General features: G+C 41.1%; 22 protein-coding genes. 12 read left to right on the forward strand and 10 right to left on the reverse strand.

All coding sequences use genetic code 11. The features are described from left to right. Positions 1-4 precede the first annotated feature (4 nt). From LG307_RS05025 to LG307_RS05035, 3 genes are all read right to left on the reverse strand, one after another. Positions 5-1483 (reverse strand): spore germination protein, encoded by a 1479-nt coding sequence (locus LG307_RS05025; protein WP_404448696.1) that lies wholly within the window; start codon positions 1481-1483, stop codon positions 5-7. Positions 1484-1592: 109 nt separating this feature from the next. Beyond that, on the reverse strand, positions 1593-1997 hold the full coding sequence (locus LG307_RS05030; RefSeq protein WP_404448698.1) for a sporulation protein: 405 nt from the start codon (positions 1995-1997) through the stop codon (positions 1593-1595). Positions 1998-2182: 185 nt separating this feature from the next. After that, entirely contained in the window at positions 2183-3613 is a 1431-nt protein-coding gene (locus LG307_RS05035; protein ID WP_404448700.1) for a hypothetical protein, read from the reverse strand. A 193-nt stretch (positions 3614-3806) separates the two neighbouring features. Between LG307_RS05035 and LG307_RS05040 the strand changes: the two genes are divergently transcribed. Further along, positions 3807-5309: an amidase family protein gene (locus tag LG307_RS05040; protein ID WP_404448702.1), complete on the forward strand. Its 1503-nt coding sequence runs from the start codon at positions 3807-3809 to the stop codon at positions 5307-5309. A 67-nt stretch (positions 5310-5376) separates the two neighbouring features. On the opposite strand, the gene LG307_RS05045 is transcribed toward LG307_RS05040, so the two are convergent. Next, a complete protein-coding gene (locus LG307_RS05045; protein ID WP_404448704.1) occupies positions 5377-5988 on the reverse strand; it encodes a VWA domain-containing protein in 612 nt (203 codons plus the stop codon). An 85-nt stretch (positions 5989-6073) separates the two neighbouring features. Between LG307_RS05045 and LG307_RS05050 the strand changes: the two genes are divergently transcribed. The 6 genes from LG307_RS05050 to LG307_RS05075 all read left to right on the forward strand — a co-directional run bounded on the left by LG307_RS05050 (position 6074) and on the right by LG307_RS05075 (position 15487). Next, positions 6074-6574 (forward strand): hypothetical protein, encoded by a 501-nt coding sequence (locus tag LG307_RS05050; RefSeq protein WP_404448706.1) that lies wholly within the window; start codon positions 6074-6076, stop codon positions 6572-6574. A gap of 105 nt (positions 6575-6679) precedes the next feature. Further along, a complete protein-coding gene (locus LG307_RS05055; protein WP_404448708.1) occupies positions 6680-9820 on the forward strand; it encodes an SNF2 helicase associated domain-containing protein in 3141 nt (1046 codons plus the stop codon). Between the two features lie 21 nt (positions 9821-9841). Then, positions 9842-10567, forward strand: coding sequence for a DUF2161 domain-containing phosphodiesterase (locus LG307_RS05060; protein ID WP_404448710.1), 726 nt, complete (start codon positions 9842-9844; stop codon positions 10565-10567). Between the two features lie 415 nt (positions 10568-10982). Continuing rightward, positions 10983-11609: a metal-dependent hydrolase gene (locus LG307_RS05065; RefSeq protein WP_404448712.1), complete on the forward strand. Its 627-nt coding sequence runs from the start codon at positions 10983-10985 to the stop codon at positions 11607-11609. Between the two features lie 168 nt (positions 11610-11777). Beyond that, on the forward strand, positions 11778-14579 hold the full coding sequence (locus tag LG307_RS05070; RefSeq protein WP_404448714.1) for a response regulator: 2802 nt from the start codon (positions 11778-11780) through the stop codon (positions 14577-14579). A gap of 89 nt (positions 14580-14668) precedes the next feature. After that, a complete protein-coding gene (locus LG307_RS05075) occupies positions 14669-15487 on the forward strand; it encodes a CheR family methyltransferase (RefSeq protein WP_404448716.1) in 819 nt (272 codons plus the stop codon). A gap of 211 nt (positions 15488-15698) precedes the next feature. Here the strand turns inward: LG307_RS05075 and LG307_RS05080 are convergent, their stop codons facing one another. Next, entirely contained in the window at positions 15699-16841 is a 1143-nt protein-coding gene (locus LG307_RS05080) for a SpoIIE family protein phosphatase (protein ID WP_404448718.1), read from the reverse strand. 184 nt (positions 16842-17025) lie between these two features. Here LG307_RS05080 and LG307_RS05085 point away from each other — a divergent pair, with 184 nt between their 5' ends. The 4 genes from LG307_RS05085 to nhaC all read left to right on the forward strand — a co-directional run bounded on the left by LG307_RS05085 (position 17026) and on the right by nhaC (position 20815). After that, positions 17026-17772 (forward strand): YqcI/YcgG family protein, encoded by a 747-nt coding sequence (locus LG307_RS05085; RefSeq protein WP_404448719.1) that lies wholly within the window; start codon positions 17026-17028, stop codon positions 17770-17772. A gap of 125 nt (positions 17773-17897) precedes the next feature. Then, positions 17898-19004, forward strand: a complete 1107-nt coding sequence (locus LG307_RS05090; protein WP_404448721.1) for a sensor histidine kinase — start codon at positions 17898-17900, stop codon at positions 19002-19004. A 173-nt stretch (positions 19005-19177) separates the two neighbouring features. Continuing rightward, positions 19178-19393 (forward strand): hypothetical protein, encoded by a 216-nt coding sequence (locus LG307_RS05095; protein ID WP_404448723.1) that lies wholly within the window; start codon positions 19178-19180, stop codon positions 19391-19393. Positions 19394-19420: 27 nt separating this feature from the next. Next, a complete protein-coding gene (gene nhaC / locus LG307_RS05100; protein ID WP_404448724.1) occupies positions 19421-20815 on the forward strand; it encodes a Na+/H+ antiporter NhaC in 1395 nt (464 codons plus the stop codon). A 54-nt stretch (positions 20816-20869) separates the two neighbouring features. Here nhaC and LG307_RS05105 read toward each other — a convergent pair whose 3' ends face one another. Next, on the reverse strand, positions 20870-22378 hold the full coding sequence (locus LG307_RS05105) for a gluconokinase (protein WP_404448726.1): 1509 nt from the start codon (positions 22376-22378) through the stop codon (positions 20870-20872). A gap of 529 nt (positions 22379-22907) precedes the next feature. Between LG307_RS05105 and LG307_RS05110 the strand changes: the two genes are divergently transcribed. Beyond that, positions 22908-23438: a TQO small subunit DoxD gene (locus tag LG307_RS05110; RefSeq protein ID WP_404448728.1), complete on the forward strand. Its 531-nt coding sequence runs from the start codon at positions 22908-22910 to the stop codon at positions 23436-23438. 106 nt (positions 23439-23544) lie between these two features. Here the strand turns inward: LG307_RS05110 and LG307_RS05115 are convergent, their stop codons facing one another. The 4 genes from LG307_RS05115 to LG307_RS05130 form a co-directional block, all read right to left on the reverse strand. Continuing rightward, positions 23545-23742, reverse strand: a complete 198-nt coding sequence (locus LG307_RS05115) for a YfhD family protein (RefSeq protein WP_088017384.1) — start codon at positions 23740-23742, stop codon at positions 23545-23547. Positions 23743-24165: 423 nt separating this feature from the next. Next, positions 24166-24288, reverse strand: a complete 123-nt coding sequence (locus LG307_RS05120; RefSeq protein ID WP_404448730.1) for a YfhE family protein — start codon at positions 24286-24288, stop codon at positions 24166-24168. 103 nt (positions 24289-24391) lie between these two features. Next, a complete protein-coding gene (locus LG307_RS05125; protein WP_404448732.1) occupies positions 24392-24955 on the reverse strand; it encodes a GNAT family N-acetyltransferase in 564 nt (187 codons plus the stop codon). A 235-nt stretch (positions 24956-25190) separates the two neighbouring features. Next, a complete protein-coding gene (locus LG307_RS05130) occupies positions 25191-26318 on the reverse strand; it encodes an amidohydrolase (protein WP_404448734.1) in 1128 nt (375 codons plus the stop codon). Positions 26319-26328 lie beyond the last annotated feature (10 nt).

The raw sequence follows: 26328 nt of genomic DNA on the forward strand, positions 1-26328 counted from the left end.
ACCTTTACTTTTTTTTCATGGGATCCTCTTTGAACAATGATTTATCATTATTAATAATGTATTGAATAGGCAAACGGAAGATCGCATCCTTTTGGTCCTGAGGTTGGAATGGAGCGATTGGTGATAGATATGGCACACCAAAAGAACGAAGCGAACAAAGATGCAATAAGAGTATGATTAGCCCCACCAACACTCCGTACAATCCGAGAATGGTCGCCAAAAAAATAAATCGAAATGTCAGCCGCTTGTAAGCGAGTGATAAACTGTAAATCGGAACTACGCTTGAAAAGACGTAAGAGGCTGCCAAGACCACGAGAGTTGCAGGTTGGACAAGCTGGGCCTCTACCGCTTGCTGCCCTAAGGTGATGGAAGCGAAAATAGTAACCGTTAGTACCACCCCTGAAGGAAGGCGGATGGAGCCTTCTGTAATAATGATGATGAGCCAAAAAAATATAAATACTTCAACAATGGTCGGAAAAGGAACGATTTCCCTTTGAGCAATGAGTCCAACCAGTAAGCTCGTAGGTATTAGTCCAGGGTGATATAAAGTAAAGGAAATATATAGACCAGGAAAAAGTACGGAAAGCATAAAGAAAAAGAGCCTTCCCAATCTCCTTGTGTGGGTACTTCTATTTAATATGTAATAGTCGTCGGGAGATTGAAAGAATTGAATGAAAACAGAAGGCAAGGTCAATACAAACTGTGTTCCATCTACGACAATCGCAATTTTCCCACTCAGAACTTCAGCACAAACGACATCCGGTCGATCAGATGAAAGTGTCAAAGGGAAACTCGAGCTTGTATTATTAATAAGGGTTTCTTCTAAATAGTTAACATCAAGGATTACTGGGATGTTTATCTTATCCATCTTTTTTCTAACATCTTCTAAAATTTCTTTGTCCACTTTCCCTTCCATGTAAACCAAGGAAATAGAGGTCTGGATATTAGGATTTGCCACTTTTTCTACCCGAAGTAACGGGTCCTTGATTGTTTTCCTGATAAGAGAAAGGTTATATGTTCCGTTTTCATTGAAGGCAATGTCAGGTCCTGTTGAAGTCCGTTGTACTTTTGGTTCAGGAGCACTTCTTTCAGGCCATTTTGCAGTATCAGCCAGTAGGCACGTCGCTTCTTCCTCTATAAAAATAGCTGTTTTCCCCTCTAGAATCATACGGACTATTTTATCTTTAACGGTTTCCGTCACAATACTTATGCTTTGTATTACTTGAAGCCGAAGATAGTCGATTACGGAATGGAGAGGCTGTTCTTCCTTAATTGAAATAGCTGCCAAAGGTGATAAAATATAATCCTCTATTTTGGAGGTATCATTAATCCCATCCAGGTATATTAAATGAACCTTTCTATTTAGATACGGTAAAACAAGCTCTCTTTCAAGCAAGTCGGAACTATGGCCTAACTGGGCTTTAATCATTTCAGTATTTTTAGAAATAGATTCCGTAAGTAGTACCTTTTGTGCCGTCTCCATTTAATAACCTCTTTACCTTATATATTTCCTATTTATACCTTTCCAAAAATCAGTAAGAAATATGCGAATATTATTCTAAAACAAAAGGGGCCTGCCTCCACAAAAGGAGTCAGGCCTTGATTGTTTCTCGTCCAAGAACAACTATCTCATCATGATCAGTGCTCTTCACATCATCTTGGAAGATAAGTCTTGTATGGAAACGATAGCTTATATGTTCTGTTGACGGGTCCAATGAAGTGGGCAACTGATAGCAAAATGGATATTCTGCATTATCATTTGAATCCATACTCTTAGACATGAGAATGGTCGTAACAGCATCGACAGTTTCTACGGTATCTCCTTGGAATTCCTTCACAAGGTCGCATTCCAGCCTTTTTATGTGTTGCTTCGCCCAGCCGCCTTCCACATGAAAGGCACCTGTTATTTTTTCACCAGGATTTATTTCAATATTATTTAGAACCAAATCAACATGGGGCGAACCTATATTTAAGTAGCTCATTACTTTTTTTATCATATAGCATGAACCTCCGAAAAGAATGTTTTCCAACCACAATGGCTTGCAGTAAATTTCGTATATTAATTGATACGAACAGGTAGAACAAAAGTTTCAAAAATAATCTTACTATGTAAAATACACATACCCAATTTACACAACGAAAACCCCTCATCCACAATCGGACAGGGGGGATTTTATTTACATTAGAAAATCCAAAGTCCTACTAATGTTGCGACAATCAATCCAATTATGACTGGTACGAAGCTCCTTCGCACAATCTCCATGACAGGTACTTTTGCAAACCCTGCAACTGCCACAAGGGAAGACCAGGCGATCAACGTGCCGCCGCCAACCCAGACAGATCCCATCTGGCCAATTGCAGCAAGGGTGGCAGTTTCTACTCCAACACTCTCACCTAGGGCACCAGAAAGCGCACCTACAAGAGGAAGTCCCGAGAATCCAGAACCATCCAAACCTGTGATCATTCCAATAAGCAGAATTCCAAATCCTGCAACAAAAGAACTTTCCGGGATATAGGATTGACCGGCAAGTATAAGGTCAAACAGGAAGGAAGGGGTCTCTTCAGCGGGAGTGCCGAGGATCCTTGAAGCAAGTTCCCCGCTTCCAATAAAGAAGAATCCTGCAATCGGGATAACCGGCCCCATTGCTTTAAAAGCAAACAAGAAGCCTTTGACGATATTGTCACTGACCGTTTGAAGGGAGGTGCGGGCGTTAAGGAGGAAAGACGCTCCAATTAAAAGAATGAGTGATGCTCCGCCAATAAGGGCAGCCCCGGCTCCGCCTTCTAATGACGGAAGTACATCAGAAAACTTCGCAAGGACCATATAGATGATGATGGCTAGAAATGTTCCCGGAACTAAAATAGCAAACAGGGAGCTGTATTTGCTTTTTGTCACAAGGCCGCCTTCTGACATTCCTTCGGTGTGCCCGCTATGGTTGTCAGCTTCATTCCATTTTATTAAGTGCTCATTGGACGGCCGTGCAATAAGCTTGCGGATTGAGAGATAAGCAAGAGTGATTGCCACCACTCCCGTAACAAGCGATAAGATGAACCCTCGATCAGCAACCGTGCCAATATCTACTGCAGCAGCGGTAGCGGTCAGTGATGGGGCAATTTGAATAATATAGTCCGATGATAAGGCCATTCCTTGACCAGCAAGTGAAATAGCGATGGCTGCACCAATTGGTGGAAGCCCAGCTCTTATGGCAACTGGAATTAATAGTGCACCGACAAGTGGTACAGCTGGAGTTGGCCAGAAGAATAGGGAAATCGCATAGGTGACAAATACAATTACCCAAAACGAGATATGCCCATTTTTCATCACCCGCTGAAAAGGGGTAATCATTTGTACATCGGTACCTAAAGATTTTAGGGAATGTAGAAGTGCCGTCATGATGGCAATAATCAGGAATATGTTGAAAAGCTCTCCTGCTGCAATCAAGCTGGCATTAAATATCGTTTGAAGTCCAAAAATGAATGACCCGCTAAAAATCCACCCTACTAAAAATGTCACTAGGATAGCAGGAACCACGACATTCTGCCTGAACAACATGGTAAAAATAATGACCAGTGTACCAATTAAATACATCCAATGTGCCGCAGTTAATTCCATCTATACCAAACTCCTCTCCAAGGCGATCAAGCCCAAGATGTGATTATACATCTCTGTACTGTAGCCTATGTTGGAGGGGGGGCTTTGGTGTTGAAAGTGAAATTTCAATTAAATAGACTGGAGGAATGATTGGTTGTAAAGCTGAGTTTTAATCGCCTTTATGGAGGAATAGACTATAGAGAGGTGATAAACATTGAAAAGGGAAGAATATAAAAACTATGACGGACTCGGATTGGCCGAACTGGTCAGTAACAAGGAAGTCAAACCTATTGAACTGTTAGAAATGGCGGTAAGTGAGATTGAGACGCAAAACCCTCAACTAAATGCGGTTATTCATAGAATGTATGAACAAGCAAGAGTTGCAACGGAAACGGCTTCAACAGGTAAGTTTGCAGGTGTTCCGATTCTTCTAAAAGATATAGGTCAGGAAATAAAAGGTGAACCTAAAACCCTAGGATCTAGAGCTCTAGTCAAATATAGAGCAAAAAGGGACTCCGAATATGTTAGTAGGTTAAGGAAAAGCGGCTTTCTATTTTTAGGGCAAACCAATGTGCCGGAGTTTGGTTTAATGGCCATAACAGAGCCGGTTGCATTCGGACCAGCGAAAAATCCCTGGAAACAATCTTATACCCCAGGAGGCTCAAGCGGCGGATCGGCAGCAGCGGTAGCGTCAGGAATGGTTCCAATTGCAGGTGCAAACGATGGTGGCGGATCCATACGTATTCCTGCAGCTTACTGTGGGCTGTTTGGATTAAAACCTACAAGGGGAAGAACACCGGTTGGGCCGCAATTGGGACGTTTTTGGCAGGGAGCGGCAGTGGAACATGTTTTGACTCGGACTGTGAGAGACAGTGCAGCTGTCCTGGATGAGTTAAAGGGAGCGGAAAAAGGGGCTGCATTTACGATTCCTGAATATGATGGAAGTTACTTGGATCTCATTCAACAATCTTTACAGAAGAAACTACGTATTGCTTACTCTACCAAATCACCAATTGGTACAGAAGTTCATCCCGACTGTATCGAAGCAGCGAACAAAACCTTGAAGTACCTAGAGTCAGAGGGTCATATGATAGAAGAAATAGAAGCACCGGTAGATGGGAAGAAAGTTGCCACAAGCTATCTGTCCCTGTACTTTGGAGAAGTAAGTGCCATGGTTTCTTCTCTTGAGGAGATACTTGGGAGAAAAGCGACGTTGAATGATGTGGAGCCTGCAACCTGGCTGCTTAGTCTTATTGGCAAATCCATGTCTGCGCAAGAATTTGTCCTCCGCATGAGGGAGTGGGATGTGGCGGCATATGCAATGGAGGAATTCCACGAATCTTATGATTTATATGTAACACCTGCCACCGCCTTTCCTCCTGCAAGAATTGGAGATCATAAGTTAAAGCCAATTGAAAGCATTGCCCTTCAGGTGACAGGAAAATTAGGATCTGCCACCCTCCTTAAGAAGATGGGGATTGTGGAACAATTGGTGCAAGAAAGCCTTAAACGAGTTCCATTCACGCAACTTGCGAATTTGACGGGACAGCCTGCCATGTCATTACCTGTGCATGTGACAAAGGAAGGACTCCCTGTAGGCGTCCAGTTCATGGCGGCGCGTGGCAAAGAAGACCTTCTCTTGCAGGTGGCAAGGATGATAGAGGATACAGAGCTATGGATAGGAATGGAAGAGCTATTATCTACAGCTGCCAAATAAAAGGGGAGAGAAGGGGAACTCGTTTTTACATGTGCTGAACGGGTTCCTTCTTCCTTCTTTCCACATGCTATGAATTTTCTATTTTTAAGTCTTCCACTTGTATCCTTTTCTCGGAAACGATGTTACACACGTTTTCATACATCATCTCCACGCCGTTGTTGGTAGCTTCAAAGTTAAATGCTTGATCTTCTTGTATCCCCAAGCTTTGCGCTTCTTTTGCAACGTCTATGTTTGCCCCCATGAAGATGAACTGCCAGCTGTATTTTTCTTCTTGGTGACGGATTAACTCCTTTACTCTAGGATAGGTGAACTTTACGCTTGAATTTTCCATACCGTCAGTGGTAATGACAAAAATGACATTCCCAGGCCTTGAAACTTCATCAGTTCGGGACAAACGGTTTCCTACATCCAGTATCGTTCTTCCGATTGCATCCAAAAGGGAGGTAGTGCCTCTAACGTAATAGTTCTCTCTAGTTAATGTCACATTCCTCGCATCCGCTCCGCTCCACAGAGTTTCCACCTCATCGTCGAACAGGACGGTTGTGACAAGCGTTTCTCCTTCGTGTCTACATTGTCTTTCAAGAAAGGAGTTAAAACCTCCAATCGTATCCTTCTCTAGGCCTCCCATCGACCCGCTTCTGTCCAATAGAAAAATAATCTCTGTTAAGTTTTTATTCATTTTCATCATCCTCCTTCATGCTATAATAATAACGAATAATATCCATAAAATGGTCGCCTTCCAAGCGACATTTGGAGGTGGGGAAATGCTCGATAAAATGTTTTTAGAGGAACTTGAAAGATTTATCTGGGAGCATCAAATTTATGAAGTTCTTGAGACTATAGACTACAGCTCCAAAGAATCACCTGTTTTACATGAAAACAGTGATGTGTTTGAGATTGAGGAATTCATTAAAGCAAATAAGAAACCAACTCTCCAACAAGTCCTATTTCAGTATATGGACCGCAATGGAGGTACCGACGCGGATATTTACAAAAAAGCTGGTTTGGACCGAAAACATTTTTCTAAAATACGAACGAACGCAGAGTACCGACCTAAAAAAGCAACCATTGTAGCATTGGCGATTGCTTTGGGTCTTGATGAAGAGGAAACAGAAAATTTACTTGGTGCAGCGGGATATTCCTTGTCAGGAAATGATATACCTGATCTTGTCGTCAAATATTTTCTAGAAAAGGGAATTTATGACCTTGTAAGATTGAACGAAGCTGTTGAATTTATGAAAACAAAGAGTTTAAGAAGTATATAGAAAAAGCCAGGGGCACAGCTTGCTAGACTAAGGGGTTGTGCTTCTTTATATATGTTACAATCAACTTTAGAAAGCAGAATTCCACCCTCGAAAGGAGATCACCACATGAACATAAAAGTAGATAAGAAAATCATCCAAGAAAGATGTGGTTCCGTCTCCTTAAAGAGTGGGGATGCCATTAAAAGAGCGGATAAAGTAAAGATAGAAGAGTGGTTGGATGACAAGTGTGAAGCGATTGTTTCTACGTCTGAAAATTTCCATGTGGTTATAACAGCGGATGATTCAGGAGACTTCCAAACAAGCTGTACTTGTCCAAAGCTTGCGTCTGTTAAAAAGGAATGCCAGCACATTGCAGCGGTCCTTCTAACTATATATGAAAGCCACTTATCACAACTTGACCTATCGGATGAAGTGTACCGGCTTTTCCAAGAGGATAAGAGACCTCCAAGTGGTCGTCAGCTTCATTTTGAAAAAAGAGAAGTGGTTGACATTTCGTTCGTCATCAAACCTTTGTTAAAAGATCAGAAACATTACATTCTCGGTGTAGAGATTCTATTGAATCAGAGACTTGTACATAACCCGCGAGAACTATTACAAGCTATCAAGACAAGAAAGCAAAGTAATTTGTTTGACCCAGCAGTTCAATGTTTTAAAAAAGAGGAAGATAAAGTTGTTCAGGGTTTGATAGACATTCTTTATGATGAAAAAACATTTTTGGAAGACCTGGAGATTGTTCCTCAAGAACTAATTCTCCCACCATCCTCTTTCACAAAAGTTGCTCCTCTTTTCGAGCAGGCTGAAGATGTGAAAATCCTCCAAAACAAACATGCATACGATGGCTTTAAGTTGCTAAAAGAGCCGCTTTCTCTTCACTTTTCTTTTACCGAAGAGAGGGAAAGAGGGATTGTCCTGAAGGTAGATGGATTAGAGAATCTATTGGTATTGAGCGCCTATAACGCAGTTTTCAAGGATGGTAAGTTTATTTCTTTAGATTCAGATGATTGTCGACGACTTGCTGAATTGAAAAAAATGTTGAATTCCACAAGGACAAACTCTATCCCTATTGCCGCAAATCAGTTGCAGATGTTTGTTGAAAAAGTAGTGCCTGGCTTACGGAAGCTCGGGAATGTTGTGCTTGATGAGACAGTGGCTAAACGGTTTGAAAAAACGCCGTTAGTAGCGAAACTCTATCTGGACAGAGTGAAAAACCGACTTTTGGCGAGTGTTGAGTTTCATTATGAACAGGTGATTATCAATCCGTTAGCTCCAAGAAAAGAGCGAATGGATGCCCTGTTTATCCGGGATTATGATAAAGAGCAGATGATACTAGATTTATTAGAGGATAGTGAATTCGGAAGTACAGAAGAAGGTTTTTTTCTGCACAATGAAGAGTTGGAATATAACTTTCTTTATCACACATTGCCTAAGTTGCAACGGTTTGTTCAAGTCTATGCAACCACAGCCGTTAGAAATCGGATCTTTAAGGAGAATGCCAAACCGCAAATCCGGATCAGGATGAAAAAGGAGCGCACTAATTGGCTTGAATTTAAATTTGAAATGGATGGCATACCTGAATCGCAAATAAGGGAGCTTTTAAGTGCTCTAGAAGAAAAAAGGAAATTCTATCGCTTACAAAACGGCTCATTGCTCTCTTTGGAAACACGAGAATTTGAAGAGATTCAACGCTTCTTGCAAGCGAACCCCGTTCAGAACGAGGACCTTGAGCAGGGCTTAAATGTGCCTATTATTAAAGGCTTCAAAATGTTGGATTCCGTACAAGATGATACCGTGTTTTCGCAGGAAGAAAGCTTCCGACAATTTTTGGAGGAGATTCGAAACCCTAGTGGTGAACAAATTCGGGTTCCGAAACAAGTGGAGAAGATTCTGAGAGATTATCAGATACAGGGATACAGGTGGATGAAGACATTGGCCCAATATGGTTTTGGTGGGATACTGGCAGATGATATGGGGCTTGGGAAAACCTTGCAGAGTATTACTTTTATTCTCTCAGAGCTTGAAGATATCCGTCAAAAAAAATGTCCGGCTTTAATAGTCACTCCGTCCTCATTAACTTATAACTGGCGGAGTGAAATGGGGAAGTTCGCACCGGAGATTAACTGTATAATTATTGATGGAACTCGGAAGGAGCGCGAGAAGTCCTTTTCACAAATGAAGGAAGTGGATGTTGTCATCGTCTCTTATCCTTTGCTGCGCCGTGATATCCACTTACTCGCCGATAAAGTCTTCCATTCTGTTTTTTTTGATGAGGCACAAGCCTTTAAGAACCCGGTAACCCAGACTTTCCGAGCAGTGAAAAGGTTGGAAGCCGATTATAAATTTGCTTTAACGGGTACCCCTGTGGAGAATTCTCTGGAAGAGCTTTGGTCCATTTTTCATATTGTCTTCCCGGAGTTGTTTATGGGATTGAAGGAGTACAGTAATCTTACTAGAAAATCCATTGCAAGACGGATCCGACCATTCATGCTCCGCCGTGTGAAGGAAGATGTATTGGAGGAATTACCGGAGAAGTTGGAAAGCCTGGAGTCAGTGGAGCTTTTACCTGAACAGAAGAAACTCTATGCGGCTTATCTAGCCAAGCTTCGACATGATACATTGAAACATTTGAACAAGGATACGTTGAGGAAAAACAAAATACGGATACTGGCTGGTTTAACAAGACTCCGTCAAATTTGCTGCCACCCGACTCTTTTCGTTAACGGCTATAAGGGGAGCTCTGCAAAGTTTGAAATGCTCTTACAGTTAATCGAGGAATCTCAACGTTCTGGGAGAAGAGTACTCATTTTCTCTCAGTTTACCAAGATGCTGGATTTGATAGGAAGAGAACTTGCCTATCAGGGACTGCCCTACTTTTACCTGGATGGTCAAACTCCATCAGAAGAAAGAGTGGAGCGTTGTGAACGGTTCAACTCAGGGGAAAGGGACTTTTTCTTAATTTCACTGAAGGCAGGAGGGACTGGTCTGAATCTGACTGGAGCGGATACTGTCATTCTTTATGATCTTTGGTGGAATCCGGCAGTGGAAGAGCAGGCGGCAGACCGTGCACATAGAATGGGTCAAACGCAGACGGTTCAAGTGATTAAGCTTTTAGCAAGGGGAACGATTGAAGAGAAAATGAACGAACTGCAAGATAAAAAGAGGCATTTGATAGAAGAAATTATAGACCCTGACGAGAAAGTGTCAAATGCATTGACGGAGGAAGACATTCGAGAGATTCTTTCCATTTAGGGGAGGTTGGTTGTGTAAGCTATGACAGAAAAGAAAAAATTATATGAAGTCGATTTATATAAGCCCATTCAGAAGCATTTTGTTAAAGAAGGCTATGAGGTTTACGGGGAAGTGAACGATTGCGATATTGCGATGATGAAAGGGGATGCAGTTGTTGTTGTGGAACTAAAGTTGACCTTAAACGTTCAGCTCCTCATCCAAGCGACCAAGAGGCAAAAGCTGACGGACCTCGTGTATATCGCAATCCCAAAGCCGTCGTTTAGCAGGCGTTCAAAGCGTTGGACAGATCTAAGTCATTTAATAAAGCGGCTTGAGCTGGGCTTAATTGTCGTGTCATTCAGCGGTCGAGGAAAGCGTGTGGAGGTCATGTTTGATCCGGTACCGTTTGATCGGGCGAAAAGCATGCGCCAGAATAAGCGCAAGAGTGAGGCGTTAGTGAAGGAAATGAATGGCCGTTCTACTGATGTGAATTTTGGAGGAAGCAACCGGGTGAAGATCAGGACTGCCTATAAAGAAAATTGTGTTCAAATTGCTTGTTATTTGGAGAAGTTCGGTCCCTTGTCTCCAAAGGCACTGCGGGATTTAGGCACTGGCGAGAAAACCTCTTCTATATTGACAAAGAACTATTACCGATGGTTTGAACGAGTGAAACGAGGGACCTATGTGATAAGCGAAAAAGGAAAGACAGACCTTCGCGAACATGTAGAGCTTGTGGAGCATTTTTTTAAGGACAAGGAATTGGAATAAGTCTCAGACTCTTCTACCCTTTAGTTGGTGGGAGGGTCTTTTATATTTTTTAGAGTTTAGGATGATGGAAGGAGGTGTGTAGATACCTTTAAGGGGTATATTGCCAGAGAATCGGGCGAATATTCAAGGTAATCGGGCTATAATTTAAACTAACGGGCGATTATTACAATTATCGGGCGATTTACAGGTACAATCGGGCGATTCGCAAACTCAAGTCCAAATTAAGATGAAAATGAACAAAGATTTTTCCAACATACCCCACCCTCTGTCTCCAGTCACTAACATTTAGGACTTTTGCCCCTAAACAGAACAAATGTTTTCATGTAAAATAGCTAAAATATGGTGCTACATAACTGAGGATTTCTAATCCCGACACATCACCAATTCAGAGCGTCAGACAGAGGTGAAACAAAACATGAATGGCACCGCACATGCAGCCATTGGGGCAGCAACAGGTTTTGCCGTAGCAAACACGTTGCAAACAACACCAACAACAACTCTTATTTTAGTCAGCTTAGGGACCATATCAGGCCTTGTCCCAGACCTTGATATTGACGGGAAACTTCGAGGGCGCATCACGTTATCCCATACGGTGACGAGAACAATCGCGCAAATAATAGGAACCATGATGATTCTATATAGTTTATACGAGGGAACCCTGGAGGAAAAGTTGAGAGGAATTGGAATTGGAGCTCTTATGATTATCATTTCTTCTCTCATAAAACAAAAACATATGCTGACCATCACTGGTGCAGGCGTTCTACTTGGCGGTGTGAGCTTACAAGAAATGTGGATGATACTTTTTGGTGTCTATATTATAATTGCCTCCATAGTGTCCCACAGAAGCTACACGCATTCAATTATAGGTACTGCTTTCTTCGCCTACATAGCTTTAAAACTAGAATTCTCTCTTTCTATCGACGGAGTTTTCCTGACATGCACCATTGCCTATATAAGTCACCTAATTGCAGATATGAAAATATTGCCCTTCAATAAAAGAGGGATAAAATTATTTCTGCCAATTTCATCTAAAGAAATATGAGGAAAGGGCCTTGTCCAAGAATAACTGGATGAGGCCATTTTTTATCTACTAAAATAAATCTAAGATTCGAGTACCCAAACTCGACCACTCTTTCCTCTTACTGGTATAATGAACCTAGATATTTGTGTGCGTTTTCAGCATCATAAACTAATGAAAGTGGGAGTTGCGGTGAGCTTTAAGAAAAAACAATTTGTCGGCCTGGGAGTTACGGTGGTTTCGTTTGTTTTGCTTTTATCTGTAATTCTATTTATGACCAATTCCATGAAGACAAATATGCTGGAAATAGTAGAAGAGAGGTATTACAAAGTTAACAAAGCGACTGATATTAGGCAGTTGTTCTATGAAACAGACAGGCAGCTGTTATTTGTTATCAATAGAGACGAGGCTGAAAATATTGAGGCAAATCTAGCTAATATTGCTGAAAATAAAGAAGCGGTCAGAAAAAATATTGTTGAATTGGAAGCAGTTTTAAGTAGTACAGAAACAAAAGTATTACTAAGCAATATTGAAGAGCGGTATAACTCGTATTGGATCATGGAGCAGGAAATCCTCTCTCAAATTAATAATGGTGCATCCAATGATGACCTGCAAGAAATCTATGCCTCACAAGTTGATACGAGGACTGCACTTCTTCAGAACATATCAGATTTTAAAAACTTACAGGAAACTTATATGCAGGATACGTTGGCAGAAGCAAATCAAACCTACCAAACTCTTATGGTTATACTAATTGCTGCATTAATCCTTTCCTTACTGGTAATAGTCATGACCACTTTATGGGTGATCCGTAGTACCAACAGCCGTTTAGATAAAGTGAAGAATGGAATAAAGGACATTAATTATGATGATTTATCCACTTTACCGAGATTAAACACAAACATAAAGGATGAAATAGGGGAAATATCGGAAGCGTTCAACACGATGGCATCATCTATTGAATCCTATCATGTAAAAGAAAAACAGTTTACAGAAGAAATTGGCAGACAAAATTGGGTACAAACAAACTCTGCAGATATTATCAACCTGTACCACCGGAATGTTTCCACTGACTCGCTTGCTGAAAAGTTCATTGCCACTTTGACACCGTTAATGGATGCAAAGCTTGGCGCGTTCTACTTACTGGACAGTGAAGGAAAAGAGGGTACTTACAAGAAGATTGCCACATATGCCGACGGTGCGGAGGATGTTGGCGGTGAAGCGTATAAGTTGCGCGAAGGATTGGTTGGACAATGTGCTTGGGATAAGAAGATGATTATCCTTGAAGAAGTACCTGAGGACTATTCCGTTGTTACCACAGGGATTGGCCATATCAAACCAAGAAGCATTATCATCGCTCCTGTAATTATCAAAGATGAAGTCATTGCCGTCATCGAAATGGCTACATTAACTGAATTTACAAAAACGCATCGACAACTTCTCACAAAAGTGCTGGAAACGCTGGGCATAGCTATTACAAACATTCTGGGCAGAATGGAAGTCGAGCGCTTACTGCTTGAATCCCAAGCTCAGACTGAAGAGTTGCAATCTCAGTCTGAAGAATTGCAAGCCCAGTCAGAAGAGCTCCAGACACAGTCAGAAGAACTGCGCATGATCAACGAACAGCTTGAGGAACGTTCTCGTGATGCGGAGCAAAAATCCGCGGAACTTCAAAAAGCGAAAACAGAGCTTGAAGAAAAAGCGAAACAGCTTCAACTTAGTTCCAAATATAAATCGGAGTTTTTGGCCAATATGTCCCATGAGCTGAGAACACCGCTTAATAGTATTCTTCTTTTGTCAGAAATGTTAGCAGAAGATCCGGAAGACCAGCTTACAGATGAACAAAGGGAATTCTCGCGCGTCATCAATTCATCCGGTCAAGATCTGTTGAATTTAATCAATGATATTTTGGATCTTTCCAAAGTGGAAGTGAAAAAGCTGGAAGTGATGTTTGGGGAAGTAAATGTGGAAGAGTTTATCAACCGATTGGAACTTCAATTTACGCATATTGCCAAACATAAAAAACTAGAATACGAGATTGTTCGCGGCAAACAGCTGCCGGATGTATTTTTTACCGATGAACAGCGTTTGCAACAGATTGTAAAAAATCTATTATCCAATGCCTTTAAATTCACAGAACAAGGGAAAGTATCCGTCAAGATTGAAAAAGCTTCAAAAAGGGACCTTCTAAGAGCGAATGTGAATGTAAACGCCGATACTTGGTTGAAGATTTCCGTGGAAGATACCGGAATTGGTATCTCTAAGGACAAGCAATCCCTCATTTTTGAAGCCTTCCACCAAGGAGATGGAGCAACTATGAGAAAGTATGGTGGCACAGGTCTTGGGCTTTCCATCTCCAAAGAATTCTCCAACCTGTTGGGGGGAAGCGTGTTTGTGGAAAGCGAAGAGGGAGAAGGAAGTGTCTTTACTCTATTAATTCCTAGCTTGCCAAAAGGAATGCCTCAACTGAAAGAAGTAGAAGCAGCATGGCAAGAAGTAGCATCCACATCTGAAACAGATTTGTTGGAAGAGGAAAATATGGTACTAAATATGGCGAGGAAAGAAGAAGTTGTTAAAGAGCCGAAAACAGTGGAAGAGGATGCCATTTCTAATATCCTAAAAGGAAAGACGGTTGTTGTCGTTGATGATGACCACCGGAATGTTTATGCACTTAACAATGCCCTGAATAAAGAGGATATGAATATTTTAACTGCTGAGAACGGGTTACAATGTTTGGATATCCTTCATGAAAATGAGCATGTCGATATTATTTTGATGGATATTATGATGCCCGTAATGGATGGGTACAAAGCCATTAAAACGATTCGTAACTTAGAAAAACATAAAGACGTACCGATTATTGCCCTAACCGCTAAGGCGATGAAAGGTGACCGAGAAAAATGTCTAGAAGTGGGAGCTTCCGATTATATTAGCAAACCACTTAAATTAGATCAGTTATTATCAGCAATGCGCGTTTGGGTAGCTAAAAATTAGGATATAGACAAAAGGGGCGGTTACGGTTCGTTGGATACGAGTAGCCGTTCCTTTTTGTAAGATTTGAGATTTTGGAGGCAAGATTACAAGTGGACAAGCAAGACTTGGAATTAGATTTATTCTTAACCGCAGTTTATCGGCTTTCGGGGTTTGATTTTCGGAAATATATGAAGTCTTCCATTATGAGAAGAGTAGAAAATAGATTAAGGCTGGAAGGATTGAAAAATATCACTCAGCTGACAGAACAAGTAATCCACCACGAAGTGTTTTTGAAAAAAGTATTGGATGACTTTTCAATCAATGTTACAGAGATGTTCCGTGATCCTTCCTTTTTCTTGTCCTTCCGAGAAAAGGTCATTCCTCTTTTAAGAGAATTACCGGAAATCAGGGTATGGCATGCAGGCTGTTCTTCTGGAGAGGAAGCCTATTCCATGGCCATTCTTTTGGAAGAAGAGGGCGTAGGGCATAAGTCGAAAATCTATGCAACCGACATGAACGAGAAGATTTTGGAAAAAGCGCAAAAAGGGATTATCCCTCTTTCCAAAATGAAGACCTACACCAAAAATTATATGCAAGCTGGTGGGAAGAAGGCCTTTTCGGAATATTATCATTCTGATCATCAATTTGCGTATATCAATGAAGACCTGTTGAATAGAATTGTGTTTGCACAGCATAATCTTGTGACAGACAGATCGTTCAATGAGTTTCATATAATTGTATGCCGAAATGTATTGATTTATTTTAATTTGGAGCTGCAGCATAATGTTATTCAATTGTTTCAGGAGAGTCTGGGGGCTGATGGGTTTTTGGGTCTTGGGAGCAAAGAAGCATTGCGTCTTGATGCACATCCTGGGTTTGAAGAGTTCGACTTATATGATAAGATTTACCGAAAAAAAACGGAGAGCTAGGATTCCTATCCTGCTCTCCGTTTTTTTTTGTAATTAAGTTATCTCAATACATTGATTTCCGTTCCAAGCGCTTCGCTTGCCTGCGGGCGGTCCGTGAGCCTCCTCACTCCGTTGCGGGGTCTCACCTGTCCCTTCCACCCGCGGGCGTCTGCGCGCTTTCCACTTCAATCAATAGGAATTATATCAACTGTATAATTCTACTCTAAGTTTGTTATCTTGCTTGTATCATTACGACGCACATGTCGTCGGAGGCTTCTTGTCGCATTTCATCCGGTAGGACTAGATTGATTGGTTCAGGGATATTTGGAAGATCCCAGAATTTTGAGGCGGATTTTATAAACTGAGGGTATTGATTCATGCCCACCTTCTCCATAGTTTCTACCACACCATCTGTATAGAGCATAATTTGAACGCAATCTTTGTAAGTAATAGTTGTCTTTTTTACATCCACTTTCTCGAAAAATCCGAGGGCACATGTTCGGTTAGAGAGCTCCACTACTTCATCTTCATCAATGAGCGCAAAACCGGCGGGGTGACCAGCATTAACATATTCCATTGATTTTTCTTCTGTATCTATGACAAGGTAAATAGCTGTAAAATAATATGGGATCTGCTGATTCCGTAAATTCAGGGCATGCATCCACCGATTCAATTCACTAATAACAAACTCAGGGTCTGCACAGCCTCTGATGGAGTCACGCAGAACGGAGGAAATGAACATGCATACCAAGGAAGCGGAAATACCGTGTCCCATCATGTCCAGAAGGATGACTGCGTATCTTGACTTGTCAATCTTATACCAATAGTACATGTCGCCAGCAAGTTTATAAGCAGGGATATAGGAAGCCTTAACGACAAAGTTGTCCTCGATGATAGGTTCACTCAACAGACTGTTCTGCACTTGTTGGGAAAGATCCAATTGATTTTTAATCTTTTCTGCCTGTTTTTTATTCTTATCCTTCTCCTGCTTAAGCCGAAGGACCACTCGGATCCGTGCCAATAATTCTGTCTTGTTAATTGGCTTCATTACATAATCCAATCCACCTGCATCCAATGCTTCTGCTACTTTATTAGAATCTTCTAGCGCAGTTACAAAAATGACAGGGATGTCTTTCAGGTGTGGAATAGTCTGGAGCGTTCTACAGGCTTCAATACCATCAATTTCAGGCATCATGATATCCATTAAGATAATATCGACGGGCATTTTAGTGGAAGCGGAATTATCATTATGTAAATATGTAAACATCTCATTAGCAGAGGTGAAGGATAGGTAATCTTTGTATCCCGCTCTCTTTAAGATATTTTCTATGACAAACAAATTTACTTGGTTATCATCTACAATTAGTATGCCCATTCATTTTTCTCCTCTATCTTTCTAAATTGTAAACACCCCACATGTTTATACCCTTTATATTTATAGATAAAACCTTTTTACTCAATTTATTTTGCTGAAAGTTAGTTCACGTTTTGGCTAGAAGTTTTAAGGGTAATTTGCTTGTTAGGAAGTCTCTTTAACTATTAAATCTAGGGGTGATGTAATGGAAACCGTAATTCGTTCCACAAAGGGTAAGTTGCTGACAAAGGAAGATATGACAAATGAGAAGATTGTGCCAAAATGGCTGGTACAAGAATATAAAAATTTCCGGGATGTCGTAACGAATAAAACATTTCCTTGTTATTTTGGAATGAGTGCAGAAAAGAAAGGGGAACTTCGGTATTCCTATATCACTCATGATAATTGGAGCCATCTGCCGGATACATTGAAGGAATTTAACGCACTGTTTGATCCAGAAAAACCACTTGTAAGACATGGGTTATTTCTTTTTGTAGAGCCAGAAAAAGAGGAAAAGACCATTCCATACTATCGGGAATATTTTTGGGATATTTTGCAGTTCTTACATATTAAAGATGATCAACCTTGGCCAAAGGATTACCCTACAGATCCCGATCATCATTTATGGGCCTTTTCTTTTGCAGAAGAGCCTTATTTCGTCTTCGGGAATGCTCCTGCCTATAAGCAGAGAAAGACGAGGGATTTAGGGAACAGCCTTATTCTTGGATTTCAGCCGAGAAGGATATTTGAAGGATTGGAAGGTACGTCAAAAGGTGGTATCATGTCACGTGAAAAGGTTCGGGAGCGTGTAGAGAAATGGGATCAGCTTCCCACACACCCGAATATCAGTCATTACGGAGATCCAAATCACCGAGAGTGGAAACAATATTTCATCGGAGACGATATAAAGCCTATTGAAGGTAAATGTCCCTTCTCCATGATGAAAAAATAAACAACTGCTCCTGTAGCAAACATAGACATTGTATAAGGTTGTCAGAATACTTTATCTTCTATCTGAATTTTCTGGTATGATAGATATAGATTGTCCGAAAATAACGTAGAAGGTGGCTGGCAAGGATGGACGCTGCTCAGAAACTCATTTTGTTTTTAGAAGAAAACCATGATCAATTTATCCGGAATTGGAGAAATAAAAGTGTGATTTCGGAAGATGATTTATATAAGGAAGAAGTAGTGCGCAACGGCTGGCAAATGTATCAGCTTATTAAAAAAGCGATTAAAGATCCATTGTCAGAGGAAGAAATCATCATGCTTGCAAACAAGACCGCCCATGAACGCGTCCAAGCCAATGTTAATATCAGTGAGTTTGTCTTTAATGTGAATACGGGTAGAAGTGAAGTGGTAAAATGGGTCTGGAATTCGGGTATTCCATCTCGAGAACTGCAACCTTTTATTGATCAAATAAATACTCTGTTTGATAAATTTTCTTATCTGGCAGTTAGAAAGTACACAGAGATTAAAGAAAAACAGTTGGAAGAAAAAGAATTATACATCAATCAAACTCATAAAGAACGCCTCACTATTCTTGGACAAATGAGCTCAAGTTTTGTTCATGAATTCAGAAATCCTTTAACCTCTGTAATTGGATTTACCAGGCTCTTGCAGAATGAACTTCCTGATCATCCATACTTGGAAATTATGCGCCATGAATTGGATCAGCTTAATTACCGTATTTCTCAATTTTTACATGTTTCTAGAAAGGAATTGATGGAAAGTAAGCGCGAAGAAGTGAATTTATCCTTCTTGTTGCAGGAGCTAGTAGAGTTTCTGTATCCTAGTTTACTAGACGGAGATGTAGTCATTCAATTGGACATTGATCCATCGATTAATATGATAGCCAATAAAGATGAATTAAGGCAGGTCTTTCTAAATCTGATCATTAATTCTATAGATGCGCTACAACAGATGAAAAGTAGATCTCGCACGATTCAAGTAGTTTGTGTGGAAAAAGGCGAATTTACCGAACTGTCCATTTCCAACAATGGACCGAAAATCGAAGAGGAAGCCATCCACGCAATTTTTGAACCGTTTTTTACTACCAAGGACTTAGGAACAGGAATCGGACTGTATATTTGCAAAAAATTGATTGAAAAACATGACGGCCAAATTTATTGTCACTCGGATGAGAAGAAAACTAGCTTTGTGATTCGTTTACCTAACACATAATAAAAGAAATCCTCCTAAGTAAATCGCAGGAGGATTTTTTTATTGTTGACAAGCGGTAAAATATATATTATCTTTATTACAATACTTTAACACCTAAAAGCGTTTAAGCGTTTAAGTGTGTTAGCGAATATTTTTAGCCGAGTAGAGCTTAGTAAATAAATAGGTTGGTAGCTATGTATAAAGTAGTTTTCCATATTGCAGCCGAAAGAGACTGGATGGTTGGTGAAAATCCAGGCGAAATGGAAGATGAATTACAATACATATTAATAACAGCTATCGTAGCAGATGAGTGGGCAATGGATAGGTTGCCAATTAGGGTGGTACCGCGGAGCTTCTTCGTCCCTTACTTTTGGGATGAAGAAGCTTTTTTGGTGCAAATTAATAGGTAAGCAAACTTACATTTTGGAGGGAACATCATGGAGCAGCAAATACAAAAAGAAAAAATACACATTAGCGGACTTGCAGCTCTAAGCTTGGTTTTTAGCATCATCGCTATTATTTCTATATCATTATTCGTTTTTAAAGCAGAACCTCATATTCCCATCTTTGCAAGTATCGTGGTCTTAATTTTATTTTCATTAATTAAGGGACATTCTTGGGTCTTTATTGAAAATGGCTTGAAAAATGGACTAAAGGAAGGCCTAACCCCCATTTTATTATTCATTCTTATTGGTATTTTAATTGGGGTGTGGATGCTGTCTGGAACAATCCCGACGTTCATTTATTACGGTGGCCAGCTCATTTCCGCCCAATTCTTCCTTCCAAGCGTGTTTATTATTACCGCAGTTATTGGAATCAGTATTGGTAGTTCGTTTACTACAGCAGCTACTGTAGGTGTTGCCTTTATCGCACTTGGAACAGGCATGGGATTTAATCCGGCTATTGTGGCAGGAGCCATTATCTCTGGGGCTCTTTTGGGTGATAAAATGTCCCCTCTTTCGGATACTACCAATATTGCATCTGCGGTATGCAAGGTAGATCTGTTTGAGCATATTCGCCATATGCTATGGACAACCGTACCTGCAGCAATCATTTGTTTAGTGGTGTTTGGGATTATCTCTTCTGGTGGAAGCAATGGGCAGGTAGGAGATTTTGCAGAGTTGCCTAAAGTTTTAAAAGAGCAAGGCATGGTCAGCATCTGGGCATTAATACCGGCTGTTGTCATGTTCGGTGTAGCACTAAAACGCGTACCTGCGATTTTTGTCATGATGGTCGGAATTATTGTTGGGTCTGTGATGGCGTTCATCCTTCAACCAGGAGTTCAGGTGGCTCAACTTATGGATGTGATGCAAAATGGGTATACCGGAGCAACTGGAGACGAAGCGATAGACAGTATTTTGACAAAGGGTGGCATTCAAAGCATGATGTGGTCGGTATCCCTTGTGTTGCTTACTTTAAGCATGGGAGGATTGATACAACAGCTACGTGTGATGGAACGCTTACTAATCATGATCCAATCATTTGTATCATCCACCGGAAAGCTGATTTTCGCTACCGTTGCAACAGCAATAGGAGTAAACGTAACCGTTGGAGAACAGTATATGTCCATCATATTAACCGGTCAGGCCTTTGAAAAGGAATATGAGAAGCAAGGAATTGCACCTAAAAACTTGGCACGAGTATTAGAGGATGCCGGAACAGTCATCAACCCATTAATTCCATATGGAGTAAGTGGTGTGTTCATGGCAGGAGTGCTTGAAGTGCCTGTTATGGATTACTTACCCTTTGCCATCTTTTGCTTAGTCAGTCCATTATTAAGCCTGTTTTATGGGTTTACTGGGATTAGTATTAGGAAAAGAGAACAAGTATAAGCGGCGTAACAGAAAAGAGCTAGCAGTCTATATGACTGCTAGCTCTTTTAAAGGTCAGTATTGCAAACGGTCCATCTCCGCAAATAACGGCTTATTTTTATTATAAAGTTCACGATAGAGGTGGTAATATTCTTCATACATTGCCACATTTCGGACAGTAGGCAATACCTCATGTTTAATCGGTATGTATGATTTGATGGATTCTATCGAATCAACTTCTCCAAGTGCATACATACCCAGCCAGGCAGCACCCCATGCAGTAGCATGTGTGCTTTCAGCTAAAGAAACTGTTTTGCGGAAAATATCTGCTGTCATCTGCACCCATAAAGGGGAGGAGGCATAACTTCCACTGACCACCAGTTTTTTTGTAGGATTTGTTTTTTCTTCAAGTGTCTCATGAATCTCAAACATATTAAAAATGACACTTTCCATCACACTTCGAATCATATCCGCGCTTGTATGCGATAGGGTGAGCCCCATCCATCCACCTTTAGCTTTAGCATTCCATTTAGGCGCTCGTTCTCCGTTCAGATATGGTAGGAAAAATAGTCCGTTAGCTCCTGCACTTGAGGTTGCTGCAAGTGCTTCAAGATCTGCCACTTCTATCGTTTCTTTTTTTGTTAAGGAAGAGAATTGTCTTGCTAGCCAGTGCATTACAATGGTCCCATTATTAGTGGCACCTCCCACAATGCGACTTTCATGCGTAAAAGCATATTGAAAGGTACGTTGTTCAAAATCGATCGTTTTTTCCGAGGTGAATCTCCGGATAGCCCCGCTACTGCCTATTGTTAAAGCAGTTTCTCCTTCCCCAGTAGCACCGACACCAATGTTGGCAAGCAACCCGCCACTTGCTCCGATGATAATGGGGGTAGAGGTTTGTAGATGCAGTTCTTGCGCAACATCATCGGTAAGGGGGCCAACTAGGGTTGTACATGGCACTACTTTTGAGAGCTGAGACTCATTTATACCAGCTATGGCAAGGGCTTCCTCATCCCAATGGAGTGTGTGAATATTGAAAAGCCCAGTTGCAGAGGCAACAGAATAATCCACTTGCCATGTCCCGCACCATTTGTATAAAATATATTCTTTTATAGAAACAAAGCGCGTTGCTTCATAATATGGCGTATATTGGTTCTCTTTCATCCACACAAGCTTCACAAAAGGTGACATGGGATGAATGGGAGTTCCTGTTTGCTCATATAAGTCCTGTCCATAAGACTCCTTCATGATGGCCGCTTGTGGATAGCTTCTGCCGTCTGCCCAAGTTATCATGGGGGAAAGAGGTTCGTTATTTTCATCTATACAGATCAAACTGTGCATAGGAGAAGAGATGCTTAGGCCAATAATATCCTGTGGTTTTATTTTTGCTTGGCTAATAGAAGTGGAGATGGCCAGACGTGCCGCGCTCTCAATCTCCAAAGGATTTTGTTCGGAGTAATTTGGTTTCGGACGATAGGTGGAATAGGCATGTTCTGACTCAGAGACCACTTCTCCATTTCTACTAAAAAGGACAGATTTGGTCGTGGAGGTGCCGATGTCCAATCCAATTATATAACTTCTCATAAGGTGCCACACCTCGCTTTACTGATAGTATCTTTATTTTAATCGTTGTTGGTGGCTAATATCAATCTATTGTAATAAGGTTTAGGAAAAGGTAAGAATTATTCTGGTATAGGTATGAGGTAACGTATTTCTCTGTGTTTTATAGTTCTAAAGTCGCGCATTTTGATTAGTTGTACACAGCAAATTCCTTGCTATACGGGATATACACACGTTTATCCACATTATCAACAACATTCTGAATATTTATCCACAAAAAACTATTCACAATTGAATGATTTATTTATATTGATATAACTGGAAGGGCAGTAAGGTTAATCAGATTATCCACAAGGTGTTATGAACAAAATAAATATTGCGAACAATTTGTGAACTCCATTGTAAATAATAGTAAATGGTTGTATAGTAAAGATAGAAAGTAAGTGAAACACTTCACAAACTTTCTGAAGTAAAAATAAGAGCTAGCCGGCTATATTTTTTTAAAGGTTATTGTGAAACACTTCACAAACTGAAATTCTAGGAGGAGTAAATCATGAAATGGTTACGTGGACCGAAAATGGCAATCCTTTGGACAGTTTTAAGAGTTTGGTTGGGGGTACAATGGCTAAAGGCCGGTTTGCCGAAAATAGGAACATTTGATGCAGAAGGATTTTTACATGGAGCCATCGCCAAAGCGGAAGGGGCACACCCGGCGGTACAAGGATGGTACGCAGGATTTCTTGAGAATGTAGCATTGCCTAACGTTGGTTTAATCAACATCCTAATCCCTTGGGGCGAGGTACTTGTGGGGATTGCACTCATAATTGGCTTAGCAACATTGCCGGCACTGTTGGCGGCGGCCTTCATGAACCTGAACTTCTTGCTTGCCGGAACCGTCAGCACGAACCCCGTATTATATACAATAGCGATTTTACTAATTGCAGCAGGAACGGCAGCTACCTTCTACGGGCTAGATCGCTTTGCGGTTAGATATATAAAAGAAAAAATGGTCGAGCACAAGATGAAACGTACAGGTGGAAACGGACGAAAGACAGTGGATGGTGGCCATGCCGCAGCACATTAAATAAATGAATGGAATCAAAAAGGTGACGTGAGATGGTTTCACGTTGCTTTTTTTGGTTCATCTAAAAGCCGGGATGATTTGGTTCAATCCCGGCACAATGGTGGAACTATCTGAAGGTATCTTTCTTGCTGTTTCGTTTAATTCCAGCTGCTGATGCGCGAGCTTGTGCTTCTAGGATCTCATTATCAGCATGTTGCTCGTTCGCGAATTCTGCATCTTGTGCAGCTTTTTTCATGTTCTTAGGTACTTGTGGAAGTGACGATTTGTTCTTACCACCAGATTGATGTCCGCGTGAACGTCCCATTCGAAACCCTCCTAAGAATATGCGATAGACATAAGGTACAAACTTCTGTTGCGCCTTTATGTCTTCTTGAATAGGGTTACCTTTGATGGTGGATGTGATGTGAGGGAGATGTTGGAGAGGAAGAGGTGTACAGAATATTAGTAGTTATCAAAAATGTGGAATTTTTTTCAAATCTCCCGATTATTTCTATTATCGCCCGTAATTTTAAATTTTCGCCCGATTTCCTTAAAGAAATAGCCCGTAAATCTCCAAAATCGCCCGTGAATTCGAAATATCGCCCGATTCTGGTCAGAAATCGCCCGAAACGTAAATCGAGCGAGTCAGATCGTTTATAGAGCCTATCTCGGCAAATGAAAAACCCTTCCCCATAGAGCGTGAAAGCCCTAAAGGTGAAGGGTGCATCAAAGCAAATCAAGTACGATCCTATCTGCGTCTTTCTAAATATCCGCCCACTCGATCTGCCATCTTAAACTCACGAGAATAGGTAACTTCCTGCGTTTTGCTCAATGTTGTCTTCGCTTTTTCACGACGCTTTTTATCATTCATCAAGAATCCCTCCTTAATATCTGCATACCAACAGTTTTAGCTAAAAAGTGGGAAAATATACTAAAAAACGCCCGCCCCATAATATAGGGCAGACGCAATATTTTTACGCTTCTTTCAACTGATGTTCTTCATGCAACACTTCGTGTCCTGTGCGCAGTTTGTATAATGTATATTGGTCGCGGGAGATTTCGTATAAATTGTAAATATCTTCGCCGTCATTAATTTCATCTAAAAGACTTTTGCGTGTTTCATTTGCAAGGACCACATATGGTAGCTTTTCCGCAGCTTTTGTAGAACGGACATTTACCTTGCGGATGCGCATGAAAATGGATTGAATATCGAGTTCGTAGAACAGTTCCTCGAAGAATTGATCCTTGGCAGGCTGGTTGTAGCCTTTGCCATGGAATGGTTTTCCTAGCCAAGTGCCTAGGAAGCCTGCTCCGTCTTGCACATCGAAGAGATTGATTGTTCCAATTGGAGTGCCCCACTCATCAAGAATGGTACGTGAAATCAATTCTCCGCGTTCTTCTGCTTCGATGGTCTGTTTTGTCAGGAAAAGAAACTCATCGTAGGAATACGCTTTATGACGCACAAAAGGGAAGACTTCAGGGTGCACCATTAACTCATAAAGAGTTTGAGATTCTTGGAAATCACGTTTTTTGAGCATGTCTAACCCTCCAATTGAGGGCAGAACTGTCACGTTCACGTGAAGACTGGCCCACCCTCGAAATTTTTTAAATTACAAAAAATTTCGGGGTGGGAATCGAACCCACTAGAACCAGTTTTACTGGTGGCGCACCATTTGCCTTCCCTAACATTTTAAACACAAATTGTTAGTTGATTTAATTTTGTTTACCTACGTATCATACTCGATTTTATTTAAAAAAGAAACAACTTTTTTGTTAATTTTTTTGGTAAATTATTTCACCCTCAACCATTGTCATGACAGGCTTTGCGAGGAATTGAAACGGGTGATGAGACCATAGTACCAAGTCGGCATCCTTCCCAATTTCTATACTCCCGACCCGGTCGGAAACGTTAAGGTTTTTAGCAGCAGTAATCGTGATTCCCTCTAGTGCTTTTTGTTCATCCAGCCCTTCCCTTACAGCCAATGCGGCGCATACATTTAAATACTGCACTGGGGTATATGGATGGTCTGTCGTAATGGAAACTTCGACACCTGCTTCTGATAATGCCTGATAGGTTCTCCAGTTTTTGTTTTTCAGCTCAATCTTGGATCTCCTGGTCATGGTGGGACCGACACAGACTTTCATGTTTCGTCCGCGCAATTCGTTTGCAATCAGATGTCCTTCTGTACAATGCTCAATCGTAAAACGTAAATTGAACTCATCTGCAAAACGGACGGCAGATATAATATCATCTGCCCTATGAGCATGGATGCGAACAGGAATCTTCTGTTCAAGTGCCATCACAATTGGTTTTACCCGCAGGTTTTCAGGATTATCGTAATGTTTTGCCTGATAAAAGGCTTCACGTAGCATACCCATAATCCCCATTCGGGTAATCGAATCCTTATTCCCCTGACTGTGAATTCGCTTCGGATTTTCTCCAAAAGCGACTTTAAGACCAGCAGTTTCCTGAATGATCATTTTGGAAATGTTCACGCCATGTGTTTTAATTACCGAGGTGGTACCCCCGATAACATTCGCACTTCCCGGCATAATATGAACGGTCGTGATTCCATACTGGATGGCATCTTGGAAACCAGGATCAAAAGGGTGGACCCCATCCAGGGCACGAATATGCGGAGTCAAGGGCTCGACTGTCTCATTGGCATCGTTTCCTGCCCAGCCGGTTCCTTCATCATACAAGCCAAGGTGGGTGTGTACATCGATGAATCCCGGAAATAAAAATTTTTCATTACACTCTATCACTTTCCCGTTTTTAGGGACCGTTAATCCTTTGCCAATCATCTTTATTTTCCCATTTTCGGTAATCACTTCTCCGTTATAAAGCGGAGCGGATGTGACGGGATAGACCGTTGCGTTTCTAAACATAACTATTCCCATAGAAGACTCC

Source organism: Sutcliffiella horikoshii, assembly GCF_044809035.1.
Classification (GTDB): Bacteria; Bacillota; Bacilli; order Bacillales; family Bacillaceae_I; genus Sutcliffiella_A; species Sutcliffiella_A horikoshii_G.

Excerpts from the sequence above, each read along its gene's own strand:
- LG307_RS05025 (WP_404448696.1), bottom strand. The coding sequence starts at position 1,483 with ATGGAGACGGCACAAAAGGTACTACTTACGGAATCTATTTCTAAAAAT.
- LG307_RS05030 (WP_404448698.1), bottom strand. The coding sequence starts at position 1,997 with ATGATAAAAAAAGTAATGAGCTACTTAAATATAGGTTCGCCCCATGTT.
- LG307_RS05035 (WP_404448700.1), bottom strand. The coding sequence starts at position 3,613 with ATGGAATTAACTGCGGCACATTGGATGTATTTAATTGGTACACTGGTC.
- LG307_RS05045 (WP_404448704.1), bottom strand. The coding sequence starts at position 5,988 with ATGAATAAAAACTTAACAGAGATTATTTTTCTATTGGACAGAAGCGGG.
- LG307_RS05050 (WP_404448706.1), top strand. The coding sequence starts at position 6,074 with ATGCTCGATAAAATGTTTTTAGAGGAACTTGAAAGATTTATCTGGGAG.
- LG307_RS05055 (WP_404448708.1), top strand. The coding sequence starts at position 6,680 with ATGAACATAAAAGTAGATAAGAAAATCATCCAAGAAAGATGTGGTTCC.
- LG307_RS05060 (WP_404448710.1), top strand. The coding sequence starts at position 9,842 with ATGACAGAAAAGAAAAAATTATATGAAGTCGATTTATATAAGCCCATT.
- LG307_RS05065 (WP_404448712.1), top strand. The coding sequence starts at position 10,983 with ATGAATGGCACCGCACATGCAGCCATTGGGGCAGCAACAGGTTTTGCC.
- LG307_RS05080 (WP_404448718.1), bottom strand. The coding sequence starts at position 16,841 with ATGGGCATACTAATTGTAGATGATAACCAAGTAAATTTGTTTGTCATA.
- LG307_RS05085 (WP_404448719.1), top strand. The coding sequence starts at position 17,026 with ATGGAAACCGTAATTCGTTCCACAAAGGGTAAGTTGCTGACAAAGGAA.
- LG307_RS05090 (WP_404448721.1), top strand. The coding sequence starts at position 17,898 with ATGGACGCTGCTCAGAAACTCATTTTGTTTTTAGAAGAAAACCATGAT.
- LG307_RS05095 (WP_404448723.1), top strand. The coding sequence starts at position 19,178 with ATGTATAAAGTAGTTTTCCATATTGCAGCCGAAAGAGACTGGATGGTT.
- nhaC (WP_404448724.1), top strand. The coding sequence starts at position 19,421 with ATGGAGCAGCAAATACAAAAAGAAAAAATACACATTAGCGGACTTGCA.
- LG307_RS05105 (WP_404448726.1), bottom strand. The coding sequence starts at position 22,378 with ATGAGAAGTTATATAATTGGATTGGACATCGGCACCTCCACGACCAAA.
- LG307_RS05110 (WP_404448728.1), top strand. The coding sequence starts at position 22,908 with ATGAAATGGTTACGTGGACCGAAAATGGCAATCCTTTGGACAGTTTTA.
- LG307_RS05115 (WP_088017384.1), bottom strand. The coding sequence starts at position 23,742 with ATGGGACGTTCACGCGGACATCAATCTGGTGGTAAGAACAAATCGTCA.
- LG307_RS05120 (WP_404448730.1), bottom strand. The coding sequence starts at position 24,288 with ATGAATGATAAAAAGCGTCGTGAAAAAGCGAAGACAACATTGAGCAAA.
- LG307_RS05125 (WP_404448732.1), bottom strand. The coding sequence starts at position 24,955 with ATGCTCAAAAAACGTGATTTCCAAGAATCTCAAACTCTTTATGAGTTA.
- LG307_RS05130 (WP_404448734.1), bottom strand. The coding sequence starts at position 26,318 with ATGGGAATAGTTATGTTTAGAAACGCAACGGTCTATCCCGTCACATCC.